Origin of the sequence: Rhizobium acidisoli, from assembly GCF_002531755.2 — a bacterium.
Lineage (GTDB): Bacteria > Pseudomonadota > Alphaproteobacteria > Rhizobiales > Rhizobiaceae > Rhizobium > Rhizobium acidisoli.
The window spans coordinates 1,370,897-1,386,347 of record NZ_CP034998.1; the positions used below are offsets into that span (position 1 = coordinate 1,370,897).

Here is a 15,451-nt window from a genome sequence, read left to right on the forward strand (position 1 = left end):
AGGTTGGAATCAGCCAATAGAGTGCCGCGCGTCCACCACGAACGCTCTATGACTCTAATTACGCGCTGAGCTCATGTCGTCGTGCTCCCGCCACGGGAAAGGGGCGGGAGCATAGGCAGGGTTTAGTGGATATTCGCATTGCTGCGGGCAAAGGGCGTGAATTCAAGTATCATGCCTCCGGCCGCTCTGCAGATATCCGCGGAGGTGCAGTTGCATTCGCCGGCGGCGAAATGAAGGGCCGCCTCCTCATTGATGAAGAGCCCGCCGACAAGGCCGTCGCGATCGTGGACAATCCAGCGACCGCTTCTGTCGCGGCCGACGGTGAAGCGGGTGGAAGGCGAGGAGAGGCTGGCCGGAAGGCTGCGACGTTGCTGTGCGTTTGCCATCATGATGATCCTTCTGTTCCGATGCTTCAGCGGGAGATGAGGTTGAAGGTCATCTGCACAAATCCGGCAAAAGCCATAGTCACCGCAAGCCAGGGCGCAATGGCGGCAAGGCCGGAGAGAATCTGATGGGAGGGATCGGCGGTGAGTATTCTGATGTGGTTACGTTTCAGCGGGGCGATTTCGGCACTCGGTTTAGTCAGGCGTGACATCGGTTTGTCCTTTCGAAGTCTCACACAACCGCTGCTAGATGGTGCGGCGGCGTCACCTTTAAAAAATAATCCGGGACGGATAGGGTTTCCATTTGGTATGTGTAGAGAAACATAAAAATATCATATGGATAGCGCCATTGTCCCGCCGCGTTCGTCAAGGAAAGGTGCAAGCGCCTTGCCGATTGCAAAACGTCTCTCAGGCTCGGCGGTGACAAGCGGAAGGCGAAGTACGACTTCAAGCCCGCGGAGCAGTTGCAGCGCATGCTTAATGCCGGCCGGATCGCCCTCCGGCCCGAACTCGGCAATGAGCGGCAGTAGCCGATCTTGCAGCGAAAGCGCTGCCGAAAGGTTTCCGGCCCGCGCCGCCCGGTACATCGAGGTGAAGAGCCGCGGCAGCACGTTGGCTCCCGGCGAGATCACGCCGTCGCCGCCGGCGATGGTAAAGGCGAGCGCAGAAGGATCATGTCTGGAAAAGAAGCGGAAGCGCTGCCGCAGGAACGGCGAGAGGCCGGCGAATCGGGCGATGTCGCCCGTGGCGTCGGTAATCCCAAGAATCCCAGGGTTGGCAGCCAATTGGCCGAGCGTTTCCGTTGAAAGGTCGCTCGCCGTCTGCGCCGGCGCATTGTCGACGATAACAGGCAGTCCGCTTGCGGCCACCACCTGCTCGAAGTGGTGAATGATGCCCTTCTGCCCGGGTTTGGAATAATAAGGCACGGTGATGAGTGCGGCAGCGGCACCGAGCGCTTCGGCCTCTCGCGTCAGCGCGATCGTCCTTTCGGTACAGTTGGTGCCGGTGGCGGCGATGATGGGCACGCGGCCGGCAGCAGAGCGGATGGCGAGATCAATCACCTCGGCGCGCTCCCGCGGCGTAAGCGTGGGGCCTTCTCCTGTAACAGAGCAAACCGCAAGCCCGTTGACGCCGCTGAGGACCTGCCATTCCGCAAGCGCCTGAAGCGCCGGCCTGTCGAGCCTGCCATGGCGAAACGGCGCGACGAGGGCGGTGATCGCGCCAGCAAGGCGTGGCATTCTGGCCGTCTCCATGGCGGCCTCAGAGCGTGCCAAGGATGATGTAGAGTTCGACACAGGCGAGCACGACGCCGAAGAACATCAGCGCCTGGGCCGTGCGCTTCTCGCGCATCTGCCGGCTGCCTCGCGTGATCCTGTACGGGCGAAGAGGGTGGAAACCGGAAGACATGATATCTCGCATGGCATCTGACCTTTGCAGTGATGGCAGAAGCCTACTGCCGCCTGCGGTAGGAAATCCATTCGGGGCGACGAATGAAAATATAAGAATTGCATAAAGGCTGAATCGGCAAATTTCGAAGAGTAGTGTCGGAAAAGCCTGGCCGCCGCCGTCCTTGCGGTATCGATGCAAAAACGGAGCAAGGACATGTCGAAGATGAGGCTGATTTCGATGGTCGCAACCGCTGCCGCATTCCTGGCCGTGCCCGATATGGCAGGCGCCGGCGGTGCGTCGGCGAGCGAGGATAAGGCGGTCGCGCCGATCGTCAGGAAGGGAAGCGTACCGGTCAACGGTATCGACTATTATTACGAAATCCGCGGGGAGGGCGAACCGCTGCTGCTGTTGCACGGCGGCCTCGGGCAGATCGAGATGTTCGCGCCGGTCATGCCTGTTTTCGCCGACCACCGGCAGGTAATCGCGGTCGATCTGCAGGGCCATGGCCGTACGCCGCTCGGCAAGCGGCCGATCGACCTTGCGGCAATCGGCGCCGATCTCGCGATCCTGGTGAAACAACTGGGCTACGACAAGCTCGACGTCTTCGGTTATTCCTTCGGCGGCGGAGTGGCGCTGAACATGGCGGCGAACGCGCCCGACCAGGTGCGCCGCCTGGTGATCCTCTCGGCGCCCTATGCGCAGAACGGCTTCTTCCCGGAGATGCTGCCGCAGCAGGCGGCCGTCGGCGCCGGCATGGCCGAGATGATGAAGGACACGCCGATGTTCCTCTCCTACAAGGCGGTGGCGCCCGACGTGTCCGAGTTTCCGAAGCTGCTCGATGCCATGGGTGCGCTGATGCGCGAACCCAAGGATTATAGCGATGCCGTCGCCAGGCTCACCATGCCGGTGATGCTGATCTATGGCGACGCCGATATGATCCGCCCCGAGCATATGATCGACTTCTACCACAAGCTCGGCGGCGGTCTGCGCGATGCGGGCTGGATGCGGGAGAACATGTCGAAGAACCGGCTGGCGATCCTGCCCGATCTCACCCACTACGAGACCTTCGCTTCGCCGCTCATGGCGAATGTGGCGATGACTTTCCTCGATGGCGGCGGCAAGGCGCCGAACTGGGCCGAGCAGGTCGGCAAATAAAGTCCAGCGGTCGGCCTTCTGGTCACGAGCGAACCTGCGCCGCACCCCGATATCCGGAAAGCGGCGCAGGCATAGTCTTGCGTATCAGGCCGAGGCCGCCGCATCGCTCGGAAAATCCGTGGAGAGGGCAAGTTCACGCCAGCCGGCAAGTTCCTTTTCGACGCTCGCATGCTGCGCTTCGATCATCGCCACCGTGTCGCTGCCGAACGGCATGCGCAGCGGCGGGTTGGCCGAATTGACCATTGTCATGATGCCGGCGGCGAGCTTGGCGGGGTTGCCGGGCTGGGCATGATTGGCGTCGGCGGCGAAATTGCGCATGTTGCCGGCCGGCGTGCCTTCGTAATCGGCGATCGAGGCCGGGCTTACCGCCAGCGACGTATCGGCGAGAAAGTCGGTGCGGAAGAATCCGGGCTCGACGATCGTCACCTTGATGCCGAAGGGTTCGAGTTCGGCGGCCATCGATTCCGACAAGCCTTCGACGGCGAATTTCGTCGAGCCGTAGACGCCCCAGCCGGGATAGCCTAAGTAACCGCCGATCGAGGAGAAGTTCAGGACGTGGCCGGAACGCTGGCGCCGCAGATAGGGCAGCACGGCGCGCGTCACCTTCAGAAGGCCGAAGACATTCGTGGCATAGAGTTTTTCGATCTCATCGGCCGTGGCCTCCTCGACGGCGCCGAGCAGGCCGTAGCCGGCATTGTTGGCGAGAACATCAATGCGGCCGAAGCGAGCGACGCCGGCTGCCGCCGCCTCTTTCGCCTGGGCCTCGTTGGTGACGTCAAGCGCTACGGCGAGGAGGTTCGGATGGTCGCCGAACTGCTCGGTGACGGTCTTCGGGTTGCGGGCGGTGGCGATGACGGCATCGCCAGCGGTAAGGGCTTCCTTGGTCATCAGCGCGCCGAAGCCGCGGGATGCACCAGTGATGAACCAGACTTTCATGACGAATTCCTTTCGAGGACTATTTGGTTGTCTCGGCGTCGCATCTCTGTGCTGACGGGTTGAATTTGACCGAAAATCCGTTGCTGTATAAGATTTGTTATTATTGAAACTATGATGAGCCATATTCAGTAATGCGCGCCACTGAACTGTCCGAACTCGCGGCCTTCGCGGCCGTTGCCCGGTATAAGAGTTTTCGCAAGGCGGGCGAGGAGAGGGGTGTCACTGCCTCGGCGATCAGCCATGCGGTGCTCAACCTCGAAGACCGGATCGGCATTCGCCTGCTCAACCGCACGACGCGCAGCGTCTCGTTGACCGAGGCCGGCGAACTGCTGATCTCGCATCTCGACCCGGCCTTCGGCGAGATGGCGGCAGCACTCGACGCACTGAACCGTTACCGCGACACGCCCTTCGGCAAGGTGAGGATCAATGTGCCGAATTCGATCGGCCCCTTCGTCATCGGCCGCGTCATTGCCCCGCTGCTCCAACGCAATCCCAATCTGCAGCTGGAGATCAACGCAACAGACAGGCTGGTCGATATCGTCGAGGAGGGCTTCGATGCCGGCCTCCGTTTCGGTGAGCGTGTCACCGAGGGCATGATCGCGCTGCGCATCAAGCCGCGCATCCGCCTGGTCGTCGTCGGTTCGCCTGCCTATTTCGAGGTCCGGCCGAAGCCGGAAACGCCCCACGATCTCAAGCGCCACCTCTGCATCCAGAACATGTTTCCGTCAGGTGCACGTTATGCCTGGGAATTCGAAAAGGATGGCCAGACGGTCAGCTTTCAGCCGACAGGACCGCTGTCGCTCGATGATCACGAACTGATGCTGCAGGCAGCGCTCGGCGGCGTCGGCCTTGCCTATATCTGGGAGCCGCGGGTGGAGAAGGCGATTGCCGACGGCGAACTGATCCAGGTGCTCGACGACTGGTGCCAGCCGGAGGAGCCGCTCTATCTCTACTATCCGAGCCGACGCCACATGTCGGCGGGTTTCAGGGCGGTCATCGATGCGATGAAAGCCGAGTAAAAAAGCTCAGGATTCGCACCCTTCACCCTTTTGACTCCTGCGTGCGAACTGGCCAATGATGCTGCCATGGCCGTCATGGCCAGCATCATCGGGAGAGGTTGATGAACGGTCGGATTTTGCCAACGGTCAATCGAAGCGCAGCAAAGCGGCTCGGCGGTCTGTTGCCCGCATTGGCTGCGGTGATGCTGCTGGCCTCGGCGGCCGTCGGAAAGGACATTGAACCGCAAAGCCAGGCCTCGCGCGATCAGGTCGAAAAACTCGTCGGCCTCTGGAAGGATCATTTTGCCGGAACCGATGGCCTGCAGCAGCGGCGGACAGCCTTCCGGACGCTGATGGAAACGACGCCGGGGCCGACACGCATCCAGGTCCGGCAGGTCGATGCCGATGGCGTCGACGCCGAGCTGATGTGGCCCGCCCGCCTTCACCACCCGATCGGCCAAAGGGTGATCCTCTATATTCATGGCGGCGGCTTTTCCGGTGGCTCCATCCGCACGCACAGCCTGCTTGCCGGCTCGCTCGCCAAGGCCGCATCCAGCGACGTGCTTCTGATCGAGTATCGGCTGATGCCCGAATATACCTATCCCGCCCAGATCAACGACGCGCTGACGGCCTATCGCTGGCTTCTCGACAACGGCTATCGCGCCGAGAATGTCGTCGTGGCGGGAGACGGCGCCGGCGGCAATATCGCGCTGGAGACCGTGCTGCGGCAGAGGCAGGCGGCAAAGCCGCTGCCGGCAGCGGTCATTGCGCTCAGCCCCATCACCGATCTTGCCGCGACCGGCGGATCGATGACATCGAATGCCGATAGCGATCCGCTGGTCGGCAGGGCCTCGATCGAAACCTTGCGCAAGGCCTATCTCGGCAGCCGGTCGCCGAGCGATCCCCAGGCATCGCCGCTTTATGCCGACCTGACCGGCTTTCCGCCGCTGCTGCTGCAGGTCGGCTCCGGCGAAGTGCTGCTGGACGATACGCTGCGGCTCGCCGACAAGGCGCGTCAGGCCGGGGTGGATGTCACCACCGAGATTTGGCCGGGCATGCCGCATCAGTGGCAGCTGTTTCCGTCGCTGCTCGACGATGCCGACCGGTCGAGCCAGAATATCGCCGAATTTGCGATCCGGCATTTCGCAGACAAGCCGCAGGAGTAGGGCCTCGAGGCAGAGGCCTCACGTCCTCGCCGTCCGGATCATTGCGATGTGCCACGCGACGGTGACGGCGCCAGAGGCCGCTCGACCTCCCGACCGACGCTGAGCGCCTTTCTGACATTCGGCTCCAGCCGCTCGATATAGGCGTGATCGGGTGCAGCCCCCAGCGCATCCAGCATTTTCGAGAAGAAACACCGGGCCGCTGCCGCGGCCGTCACGTCAAAGACCTCGGCATCACTCAGCCCGTGTTTCTTCAGCCCGTCTATATCCTGCTGGGTAATCGACGTTGCGTCGCGCGCCACCTTGGCGGCAAAGGCCATGATCGCCCTTTCGCCGGCATCGATCGGAGCTTTCTCCGTCTCGTTGACGACAGCCGTCAGCCCGTCGCTGGTAAAACCCTCGCGCAGAAGCACCGAGCCGTGCGCCAGCATGCAATAGGAGGATTTCAGCTCTTTGGCCGCCGCCAGCGTCACCAGCTCATAGCGCCTGAGGCTCATATGTCCGCGAATGCTGGAAAGCAGCGCTGCCCAGTTCTCCATCACCTCCGGCCGGTGTCCGAAGGCGCGGTACATGTTCGGCAGATAACCATAATTCGCCTCGGCCGACGCATACATCGACGTCGTCTTCTCGCTGGCGGATGCATTGGGGGTGTGAATGAAAGCCATGGCATGGTCCTCCTCTATAGCGAGAAGGATAGGGTAGATATTGAGGACAGCAATCCTGAAATGTCAGGCGGCGTCGCTGTTCTCAGAAGCGTTACCAGTTCGTTTGATCGGAAGGGTTACGGTGAATGTCGATCCGCAGCCTCTTGCGCTTCGAACCTCTATCGCGCCGTGGTGCAGCTCGACGATCTGCTTCACCAGGTTGAGGCCGATGCCCGTCCCGGCAATTCCGGTCGACGTCCCGGCCCGAAAATAGCGCTGGAACAGCCGGGGCACGTCTTCGGGATCGATCCCCACCCCGTCATCGCTGATCGAAACTTTGACGTTTCCCGTCTCCTCCCATGCCGTGACGCGAATTTCCGAGGTTCCGGGCGCGTATTTGACGGCGTTGGACAGCAGGTTGGTAAAGACCTGCGCCAAGGTTCGGGGATCGGCATCGATGAACTCCGGCAGCCCGTCGATATCCAGCACGAAACTGTGCGTCTTGGCGATCGTCGACTGCCGCTCGCAACAGCTTCTGATCAATGATCGCAAGGCGCAGGCGTCATAGCTGATATCGATCTTGCCGGTGTCGAGGCGCCCGGCCGAAAGGATACTCTCCATCAGGTCGACGATCCGGTTCACCGATGCGCGGATCTGATCGACCTTGTCGCTGAGAAATTCGGGCTCGACTGCTCCTCTTTTGCGCAGCAGCCGCTGGGCGGCAGCGTCGATGATGGCCAGCGGCGTTCGGAATTCATGGGAGGCCATCGCCACGAACTGCCGCTGCAATTCGTTGATGTTTCGCTCCTGCGCAAGCATTCGCTCGAGTTCCCGCGCCTGCCGCTCGACCTCGGCTGTGCGGCTCTGCACCGTCGTTTCGAGCTGATCGTGATGCCGGCGCAGCTCTTCGGTCAGCCGCACTGTTTTGGTGACGTCTTCGTGGGTGGCCACGTAGCCACCGTTCTGCATCGGATTGTGGGTGATTTTGATAACGCGGCCGTCAACGAGCACGATATTCTGGCTGGCCACCGCGCCGCGCGCCGTTGCTTCGAACACCACATCGAAATAGGTAGCGGTGTCGGCCGGGCCATTTCCCTCGCGGCCGCGATAGGCCAGGATATCGACAAGCGGCGTCCCCGGTTGCGTCAGGAGATCCGGCAGATTGTACATCCGCGCGTAGGCTGGGTTGCACAGGATCAGCTTCTTCGTCGAATCGAACATGCATAGGCCGTGCGGCATGTTGCTGAGTGCTGCGTCGAACCGGTGATGTTGTTCGGTGAGACTGTCTTCGACGCGGATCAGGGTCGAGATGTCTTCGTAGCTGAGGATCCAGCCTCCCTCTTTCGATGGGGCGCAGGTCATTGAGACCATCCGTCCGTCGGAAAGCGCAAACTGAGACGTGTGCGGCCTGCCGGTCGTCGACTGCCGGCATGCGGCCGCGCGGCAATCGGCGGTGCCCGGCAGTCCGTCGATATTCATTCCTTTGCCGATGGCTCCATCCGGCAACCCGAGAATAGCAAGTGTGCGGGAATTGAAAGCCGTCACCCTGCTGGCAGGATCAAGGAGAACAATGCCTTGCGGCAGGTTCTCCAGAATGGATTCAAACGAATGTGGCATCATCCGGCCCTGCTTCAGATCTGGCACGCTGCACGTATTCGTAGCATTCGTCAGAAACGATAAAGTTTCGCTAAAGCCTGTCGGCGGTAACTCATCGAGAGCAATTTGCAGCAACAGTGCGCGCGGTGATTTTGCATCACTTAGCCGAGTTCGGCGAGTTGCTCGTCCAGAAGATCAAGGCTGTCCTCTCCCACCTCGTTGACGTCACTCGGCATGGCTCCGCCGGTCTCCTGATAAACAAGCCAGGCGACGTACATGACTGCCGTCGTCAGCGCATTCCAGCCGCCTTCGCTGGGCTTTCCTGCCGCCTCGGAAAGACGGCGAAGCGTCCCGCGCTCCTCATCGCTGTAGACAAGATCGGAGAAATATCGGCCGGTTATGCGTCCGCCGTCGCCCCAGGCACGGATGGCCGCCAAGGCGGCCTCGGCCTCCAGTGCGTCGGGTTCGGTGCACCTGATTTGCGCCACCAGGGATGCGGCGACGGCTGTCAGGCGCTGTGCCTGTTCGCGTGGCGGCAGAGCGGTCAGTTCAGCGCGCAAGGTCATGTCTCGGTGATTTCCTCCGCTGATCGCGGGCGCAATGATTGTCTCGACAGCATAGGGGACGAGCCCCGAATCTTCCACGACTTTGCAGGCCGCAGGCGCCTCTCAACTGTGACCGGAATTTAGATCGTTCCAATTTATTAGTTGAAATGTTGACGGTGAAATAAAGCTGACATCTCAATAGAAGCAAATAAATTCATAAAAGGAACTCCAAATTTTCCTTGACAGAATTGGAACGTTCCAAATATTTATCCATCAGTCGACGTGATGGTCGGAGAGGAAAATGACAAAGGCGCGGGTAACCGTCATTGACATCGCAAAGGCCGCCGGCGTCTCCAAGTCGACGGTGTCGCTGGTGTTGCAGGGCTCCTCCCTGGTCAATGAGGGGACGCGCTCCAAGGTCAATGCCGTGATGCGCGAACTGGGCTATGTCTATAATCGCGGCGCCGCCAATCTTCGCCAGGCCGGTGCCAAATCGAAGATTATCGGCGTTGTCGTCAACGACCTGACGAACAGCTTTTTTGCGGAGCTGGCGGTCGGCGTCGATATGGTCGTCCAGTCGGCCGGCTTCGTGCAGTTCCTGTCGAATACCGGCGAGAGCATCGACAGGCAGCGTGAGGTTGTCGCCTCGATGCGCGAGCACGGCATTTCCGGACTCATCGTCTCGCCGGCCCGCGCCACCGATGCCGCCGACTTCAAGCCGCTCGTTGCGGCAGGGATTCCAGTCGTGGTCGTCGTTCGAAACCTGCCCGGCGCCAAAGTCTCGTCCATCGTTTCCGACAACCGGGCCGGCATGATGTCGGCCGTCAAGCATCTGGCCGGGCTCGGCCACAAGCGCATCGCCTTTCTCGGCGGCTTTCCCGACACTGCCGTCTTCGACGACAGGCTTGCCGGTTATCGCAGCGGCGTGGAGGCGGCCGGGCTCGATTATCACGAAGAACTCGTCATCTCCTCGGCGCCGTCGCGAGCCGGCGGGGTGGAGGCGATCGGAAAGGCGATCGCGCTCGGCCGGCGGCCGACTGCGGCCGTCTGCTTCAACGATGCCGTGGCCTTCGGCGTTTGCGACGGGTTGCGGGCGCGCCGCCTGGAGCCCGGCGCCGACTTCGCCGTGGTGGGCTTCGACGACGTCATCGAGGCTCAGGCGGCGGTTCCGGCGCTGACGACGGTCTCGGTCGACCCACAGGGCATCGGGCGCCGCGGCGCGCAGATGCTGCTGAAGCAGATCAATGCCGGCAAGGCCGAGGCGGAGACGGTGACGACAGCCGTTCGGCTGGTCGTTCGCGAAAGCTGCGGCGCCGGCAAGACCGCGCCGGCAAAGGCCGGCAAGAGCGTAAAATCGAAACAGGACGCTGAGTAATGCATATGAAGAAGCATCTCACCCCAGCCGAAGCGGCCGCGCTCATCCCGGATGGCGCCGTCGTCACGGTATCGTCTTCCAGCGGTCTCGGTTGCCCGGACCTCATGCTGAAGGCGATCGGCGAGCGTTTCGAGGCGACCGGCCATCCCCGCGATCTCACCACCCTTCATCCGATCGCCGCCGGCGACATGAGCGGCATCAAGGGCGTCGACTACATCGCCAGGAAGGGCCTGCTCAAGTGCATCATCGGTGGCTCCTATCCGTCCGGGCCGTCATCGTCCGAGCCGCCGCTGATCTGGCAGATGATCACCAACAACGAGATCCCGGCCTATAACATTCCCTCCGGCATCCTGTTCGACATCCATCGCGAAGCCGCCGCCAAGCGGCCGGGCGTGCTGACCAAGGTCGGCGTCGACACATTCGTCGACCCCCGGCGGCAGGGCTGCGCGATGAACGAACTGGCTTCGGAACAACAGGTGGTCAAGCGCGTCAGCTTCGAGGGCGACGACTGGCTGTTCTTCCCCTCGATCGTCCCTCAGGTCGCCATTATCCGCGCCACCACTGCCGACGAGCGCGGCAATCTCACATACGAACATGAAGGCGCCTATCTCGGCGGCCTCGATCAGGCGCTCGCCGTACGCAACAATGGCGGCATCGTCATCGCCCAGGTCAAGCGGATCACCAAGGAAGGCTCGCTGAAACCGCATGACGTCCGGGTGCCGGGCATGCTGGTCGATTATATCGTCGTCGATCCTGATCAGAAGCAGACGACGCAGACGGCGTACGATCCGGCGATTTCGGGAGAGATCTTCCGCCCGCTCGATAGTTTCCACGTTCCGGAATTCAATGTTCAGAAGGTCATCGCCCGCCGCGTCGCACAGGAGCTGCAGGCGGGAAGCTGCGTCAATCTCGGCTTCGGCATCTCGGCCAACGTGCCGCGCATTCTGCTGGAGGAGGGGCTCCACGGCGCCGTCACCTGGGTTATAGAGCAAGGCGCGGTCGGTGGGGTGCCGCTGCTCGACTTCGCCTTCGGCTGCGCCTCCAATGCCGACGCCTATATGCCGTCCCCCTATCAGTTCACTTACTTTCAAGGCGCGGGCTTCGATGCGTCGCTGCTCTCCTTCCTCGAGATCGGCAAGGACGGATCGGTCAACGTCTCCAAACTTTCCTTCCGGCCGCATGTGACGGCGGGCGCCGGCGGCTTCGTCGACATCACCGCGCGGGCGAAGAAGATCGTCTTTTCAGGCATGTTCAACGCCGGGGCGAAGCTTTCGATCGCTGACGGGGCTCTGCTCATTGAAAAAGAAGGCAAGCTGAAGAAGCTCGTCAACGAGGTCGAACATGTCACCTTCAGCGGCAGGCGGGCGATCGAGCAGGGGCAGGAGATCATCTATGTCACCGAGCGGTGCGTGATGAAGCTGACGCCCGAAGGCATCGTGCTGACCGAGATCGCGCCCGGTGTCGATCTTCAGTCCCAGATCCTCGATCAGTCCGAATTTCCGCTGATCGTCGCGCCTGACCTGAAGGTCATGGATGCGGCACTCTTCGGCGAGGCCGGCATCGGCCTGTCGCTTCCAGCCAAAAGCGCGCGGACGCTGGAGGGTACTTTCCATGGCTAGCGGAACAGTCAGGATCGACATTGACGGACATGTTGCGACCTTGACGATTTCTCGTCCGGAGAAGCTGAACGCGCTCGATCTCGACATGCTGAAAGCCTTGGCGGATGCCGCTGACGTAGTCGAGGCGAACCCGGACGTGCGCGCTGCCGTTCTGACGGGCGAAGGAAAGGGTTTTTCCGCCGGAGGCGATATCAAGGCCTGGGGCGGAATGCTGCCGCAGGAGTTCGGCCATGCCTGGGTTCGACACGGTCACCGGATCTTCGAACGGCTGGCGACGCTCCGGGTGCCGCTGGTCGCGGCCCTGAACGGCCACGCCCTCGGCGGAGGGCTCGAACTGGCAGGCGTTGCCGACATTCGCATCGCAGAGGAGCACATTAAGATCGGCCTGCCGGAGACCGGCCTTGGAATGGTGCCGGGCTGGTCCGGCACCCAGCGTCTCGTGCGCCGTTTCGGCGCGCAGGCCGTCCGGCGCATGGCGCTCGGCGGCGAGATCTTCACCGCCGAGGAGGCGCGCCTGCTCGGTATCGTCGATGCGGTCGTTCCCTCGGGAGGCGCGCTGGCTGCCGCCCGGGATTATGCGCAGCGGATTGCCGCAAGGGGGCCAGCTGCTGTCGAGATCGCCAAGCTGATGATCGCATCGGCAAATGGTGAGGACAACGGAACCGCGGTCGAAGCCCTGGGCTCGATCCTCGCTGCCAAGACCGGCGATCTGAAAGAGGGCGTCGCATCGTTCAGCGAGAAGCGCCCGGCAACGTTCAAGGGAGAATGGTAATGACGGTCCTCGTCAACCCCACGGCGCTCAGCGACCACAAGGCGCGTGATTTCAAGATGCTGATCGACGGCAGATGGGAGTCCGGCGCCGCCGATCCGATCGAGCGTGTCGCACCGAGCCATGGGGTCGTGGTCAGCCGGTTCCCGACCGGCAGCAGGAATGATGCCGAGCGCGCCATTGCCGCCGCACGCAAGGCTTTCGACCAGGGACCATGGCCGCGGATGACCGCGTCCGAACGCTCCGCTATCCTGCTCAAGGCGGCTGATCTGATCGCAGCGCGTGCGGAGGAACTGGCATTTCTCGATGCCATCGAGGCCGGAAAACCGATCACGCAGGTGCGGGGCGAAATTGCCGGCTCGGTCGACATCTGGCGCTATGCGGCGGCTCTCGCACGCGATCTCCACGGTGAAAGCTACAACACGCTCGGCGACGGCACGCTCGGCGTCGTGCTCCGCGAAGCGATCGGCGTGGTCTCGATCATCACGCCCTGGAATTTCCCGTTCCTGATCGTCGGCCAGAAGCTGCCCTTCGCGCTTGCGGCGGGCTGCACGGCCGTCGTCAAACCTTCGGAGCTGACATCGGGATCGACGCTCGTGCTCGGAGAAATTCTGCAGCAGGCCGGCGTTCCGGATGGCGTCGTCAATATTGTCACCGGTACGGGACCTGAGGTCGGCGCGATCATGACATCTCATCCCGATGTCGACATGGTCTCCTTCACCGGCTCGACCGGTGTCGGAAAACTGACCATGTCGAATGCAGCGCAGACGCTGAAGAAGGTCTCGCTGGAACTCGGCGGCAAGAACCCGCAGATCGTTTTCCCGGATGCCGATCTCGACGCCTTCATCGATGCCGCGGTCTTCGGTGCCTATTTCAACGCCGGCGAGTGCTGCAATGCCGGGTCGCGGCTGATCCTGCACAAATCGATCGCCTCAGACGTCGTCAACCGGATTGCCGAACTGTCGAAGGCAGTGAAGGTCGGCGATCCCCTCGATCCCTCCACACAGGTCGGCGCGATTATTACGCCGCAGCATCTGGAGAAGATCTCAGGCTATGTCGCCGGCGCCAGGAGCAGCGGCGCCCGCGTTGCCCATGGCGGCGAGACGCTCGACCTCGGCATGGGGCAGTTCATGTCGCCGACGATCCTCGAAGCGGTCACCCCCGATATGGCGGTGGCGCGCGAGGAAGTCTTTGGCCCGGTGCTGTCGGTCCTGACATTCGAGACATCGGCCGAAGCGATCAGCATCGCCAATTCCATCGACTACGGCCTGTCGGCCGGTGTCTGGAGCCGCGATTTCGATACCTGCCTGACGATCGGCCGGTCGGCGCGGGCGGGCACGGTCTGGATGAACACCTTCATGGACGGCGCCTCGGAGCTTCCCTTCGGCGGCTACAAGCAGAGCGGCCTCGGCCGCGAGCTCGGCCGCCATGCGGTCGAGGATTACACCGAGACCAAAACGCTGAACATGCATATCGGCAAACGCACCGGCTGGTGGATGCCGCAGACGGAAAAGCTGGCTTAGCCGGTAAGGAAACTGCCCGAGGAGGGCGGGTGATCGGATGCGGGAATGGTCCCGCATCTTCCAAGAGGGAACTGGGAGGTTCTTCGATGAATAGGTTTTTGACCACGACCGCAATGATCGCATTGGCTCTGGCCGGCGCGCATGTCTCCGCCCGCGCAGCCGACGTGAAGGAAGTTCAGATGCTGCACTGGTGGACATCCGGCGGCGAGGCAGCGGCTTTGAACGTGTTGAAGCAGGACCTGTCGAAGGAAGGTTTTGCCTGGAAGGACGTTCCGGTGGCCGGCGGCGGCGGTGATGCGGCGATGACGGCGCTGAAGGCGATGGTTGCGGCCGGCACCTATCCGACGGCCTCGCAGATGCTCGGCTATACCGTGCTCGATTATGCCCAGGCCGGCGTCATGGGTGACCTGACCGAGACGGCCAAGAAGGAAGGCTGGGACAAGTCGGTTCCGGCGGCGCTGCAGAAGTTCTCGGTCTATGACGGCAAATGGGTCGCAGCGCCGGTCAACGTGCACTCGGTCAACTGGCTGTGGATCAACAAGGCGGTGATGGACAAGATCGGCGGCACCCAGCCGAAGACCTTCGACGATCTGATCGCGCTGCTCGACAAGGCCAAGGCCGCAGGTGTCATCCCCTTGGCGCTCGGCGGTCAGAACTGGCAGGAAGCGACGATGTTCGATTCCATCGTGCTGTCGACCGGCGGCCCGGAATTCTACAAGAAGGCCTTCAACGACCTCGACGAGGAGTCGCTGAAGTCGGACACGATGAAGAAGTCCTTCGATAATCTGGCGACGATCATCAAATATGTCGATCCGAACTTCTCCGGCCGCGACTGGAACCTGGCGACCGCCATGGTCATCAAGGGTGATGCGCTGGTGCAGGTGATGGGCGACTGGGCCAAGGGCGAATTCGTCGCCGCCAAGAAGACCCCGGACAAGGACTTCCTCTGCTACCGCTTCCCCGGCACCGAAGGCAGCGTCGTCTATAACTCCGACATGTTCGGCATGTTCAACGTCCCCGACGACCGCAAGGCGGCCCAGGTGGCGCTGGCAACGGCGACGCTGTCGAAGAGCTTCCAGTCGGCCTTCAACGTCGTCAAGGGTTCGGTGCCGGCCCGCACCGACGTTCCCGACACCGACTTCGACGCCTGCGGCAAGAAGGGCATCGCCGATCTGAAGGCTGCCAATGAGGGCGGCACGCTGTTCGGTTCGCTGGCCCAGGGCTACGGCGCCCCTCCGGCGATCGCCAATGCCTATAAGGACGTGGTCTCGAAGTTCGTCCACGGCCAGATCAAGAGCTCCGACGAAGCCGTCAAGCAGCTCGTCCAGGCGATCGACGACGCTCGCTGAGATCAGC

The 15,451-nt window shown here is 62.2% G+C and carries 15 protein-coding genes; 8 read left to right on the plus strand and 7 right to left on the minus strand.

What is annotated here, in order from left to right; genetic code table 11:
• Positions 1-122: 122 nt before the first annotated feature.
• The 3 genes from CO657_RS06885 to dapA form a co-directional block, all read right to left on the minus strand.
• Positions 123-386 carry a hypothetical protein gene (locus tag CO657_RS06885; RefSeq protein ID WP_054185904.1) on the minus strand — a complete coding sequence of 88 codons (264 nt, stop codon included), beginning with the start codon at positions 384-386 and terminating at the stop codon, positions 123-125.
• Between the two features lie 26 nt (positions 387-412).
• Entirely contained in the window at positions 413-595 is a 183-nt protein-coding gene (locus tag CO657_RS06890; RefSeq protein WP_054185896.1) for a hypothetical protein, read from the minus strand.
• A 120-nt stretch (positions 596-715) separates the two neighbouring features.
• On the minus strand, positions 716-1,636 hold the full coding sequence (gene dapA, locus CO657_RS06895; protein ID WP_054185895.1) for a 4-hydroxy-tetrahydrodipicolinate synthase: 921 nt from the start codon (positions 1,634-1,636) through the stop codon (positions 716-718).
• A 349-nt stretch (positions 1,637-1,985) separates the two neighbouring features.
• Here dapA and CO657_RS06900 point away from each other — a divergent pair, with 349 nt between their 5' ends.
• Positions 1,986-2,927 carry an alpha/beta fold hydrolase gene (locus CO657_RS06900; protein WP_054185903.1) on the plus strand — a complete coding sequence of 314 codons (942 nt, stop codon included), beginning with the start codon at positions 1,986-1,988 and terminating at the stop codon, positions 2,925-2,927.
• An 84-nt stretch (positions 2,928-3,011) separates the two neighbouring features.
• On the opposite strand, the gene CO657_RS06905 is transcribed toward CO657_RS06900, so the two are convergent.
• Positions 3,012-3,863, minus strand: a complete 852-nt coding sequence (locus tag CO657_RS06905; protein ID WP_054185894.1) for an oxidoreductase — start codon at positions 3,861-3,863, stop codon at positions 3,012-3,014.
• Positions 3,864-3,994: 131 nt separating this feature from the next.
• Between CO657_RS06905 and CO657_RS06910 the strand changes: the two genes are divergently transcribed.
• On the plus strand, positions 3,995-4,882 hold the full coding sequence (locus CO657_RS06910) for a LysR family transcriptional regulator (protein WP_054185893.1): 888 nt from the start codon (positions 3,995-3,997) through the stop codon (positions 4,880-4,882).
• A 170-nt stretch (positions 4,883-5,052) separates the two neighbouring features.
• The gene (locus CO657_RS06915; protein ID WP_197283932.1) at positions 5,053-6,027 is read left to right on the plus strand and encodes an alpha/beta hydrolase; all 975 of its coding nucleotides are present in this window, start codon (positions 5,053-5,055) and stop codon (positions 6,025-6,027) included.
• A gap of 38 nt (positions 6,028-6,065) precedes the next feature.
• Here the strand turns inward: CO657_RS06915 and CO657_RS06920 are convergent, their stop codons facing one another.
• The 3 genes from CO657_RS06920 to CO657_RS06930 form a co-directional block, all read right to left on the minus strand.
• Positions 6,066-6,689, minus strand: coding sequence for a carboxymuconolactone decarboxylase family protein (locus tag CO657_RS06920; RefSeq protein ID WP_012557380.1), 624 nt, complete (start codon positions 6,687-6,689; stop codon positions 6,066-6,068).
• 63 nt (positions 6,690-6,752) lie between these two features.
• The gene (locus tag CO657_RS06925) at positions 6,753-8,288 is read right to left on the minus strand and encodes a sensor histidine kinase (RefSeq protein ID WP_054185891.1); all 1,536 of its coding nucleotides are present in this window, start codon (positions 8,286-8,288) and stop codon (positions 6,753-6,755) included.
• Between the two features lie 137 nt (positions 8,289-8,425).
• Positions 8,426-8,830, minus strand: coding sequence for an Imm6 family immunity protein (locus CO657_RS06930; protein WP_054185890.1), 405 nt, complete (start codon positions 8,828-8,830; stop codon positions 8,426-8,428).
• 280 nt (positions 8,831-9,110) lie between these two features.
• Here CO657_RS06930 and CO657_RS06935 point away from each other — a divergent pair, with 280 nt between their 5' ends.
• From CO657_RS06935 to CO657_RS06955, 5 genes are all read left to right on the plus strand, one after another.
• Positions 9,111-10,184, plus strand: a complete 1,074-nt coding sequence (locus CO657_RS06935; RefSeq protein WP_012557383.1) for a LacI family DNA-binding transcriptional regulator — start codon at positions 9,111-9,113, stop codon at positions 10,182-10,184.
• A 5-nt stretch (positions 10,185-10,189) separates the two neighbouring features.
• The gene (locus tag CO657_RS06940) at positions 10,190-11,803 is read left to right on the plus strand and encodes an acyl CoA:acetate/3-ketoacid CoA transferase (protein WP_197283931.1); all 1,614 of its coding nucleotides are present in this window, start codon (positions 10,190-10,192) and stop codon (positions 11,801-11,803) included.
• Positions 11,796-12,575, plus strand: a complete 780-nt coding sequence (locus CO657_RS06945) for an enoyl-CoA hydratase/isomerase family protein (RefSeq protein ID WP_012557385.1) — start codon at positions 11,796-11,798, stop codon at positions 12,573-12,575. The genes CO657_RS06940 and CO657_RS06945 overlap by 8 nt, the downstream gene beginning before the upstream one ends.
• A complete protein-coding gene (locus tag CO657_RS06950) occupies positions 12,575-14,095 on the plus strand; it encodes an aldehyde dehydrogenase family protein (RefSeq protein ID WP_054185888.1) in 1,521 nt (506 codons plus the stop codon). The genes CO657_RS06945 and CO657_RS06950 overlap by 1 nt, the downstream gene beginning before the upstream one ends.
• Positions 14,096-14,181: 86 nt before the next feature.
• Positions 14,182-15,444, plus strand: coding sequence for an ABC transporter substrate-binding protein (locus CO657_RS06955; protein ID WP_054185887.1), 1,263 nt, complete (start codon positions 14,182-14,184; stop codon positions 15,442-15,444).
• Positions 15,445-15,451 lie beyond the last annotated feature (7 nt).

Coding starts and splice junctions, on each gene's coding strand:
- dapA (WP_054185895.1), bottom strand. CDS start 1,636: ATGGAGACGGCCAGAATGCCACGCCTTGCTGGCGCGATCACCGCCCTC.
- CO657_RS06920 (WP_012557380.1), bottom strand. CDS start 6,689: ATGGCTTTCATTCACACCCCCAATGCATCCGCCAGCGAGAAGACGACG.
- CO657_RS06945 (WP_012557385.1), top strand. CDS start 11,796: ATGGCTAGCGGAACAGTCAGGATCGACATTGACGGACATGTTGCGACC.
- CO657_RS06890 (WP_054185896.1), bottom strand. CDS start 595: ATGTCACGCCTGACTAAACCGAGTGCCGAAATCGCCCCGCTGAAACGT.
- CO657_RS06905 (WP_054185894.1), bottom strand. CDS start 3,863: ATGAAAGTCTGGTTCATCACTGGTGCATCCCGCGGCTTCGGCGCGCTG.
- CO657_RS06950 (WP_054185888.1), top strand. CDS start 12,575: ATGACGGTCCTCGTCAACCCCACGGCGCTCAGCGACCACAAGGCGCGT.
- CO657_RS06900 (WP_054185903.1), top strand. CDS start 1,986: ATGTCGAAGATGAGGCTGATTTCGATGGTCGCAACCGCTGCCGCATTC.
- CO657_RS06955 (WP_054185887.1), top strand. CDS start 14,182: ATGAATAGGTTTTTGACCACGACCGCAATGATCGCATTGGCTCTGGCC.
- CO657_RS06910 (WP_054185893.1), top strand. CDS start 3,995: ATGCGCGCCACTGAACTGTCCGAACTCGCGGCCTTCGCGGCCGTTGCC.
- CO657_RS06925 (WP_054185891.1), bottom strand. CDS start 8,288: ATGATGCCACATTCGTTTGAATCCATTCTGGAGAACCTGCCGCAAGGC.
- CO657_RS06935 (WP_012557383.1), top strand. CDS start 9,111: ATGACAAAGGCGCGGGTAACCGTCATTGACATCGCAAAGGCCGCCGGC.
- CO657_RS06940 (WP_197283931.1), top strand. CDS start 10,190: ATGAAGAAGCATCTCACCCCAGCCGAAGCGGCCGCGCTCATCCCGGAT.
- CO657_RS06930 (WP_054185890.1), bottom strand. CDS start 8,830: ATGACCTTGCGCGCTGAACTGACCGCTCTGCCGCCACGCGAACAGGCA.
- CO657_RS06885 (WP_054185904.1), bottom strand. CDS start 386: ATGGCAAACGCACAGCAACGTCGCAGCCTTCCGGCCAGCCTCTCCTCG.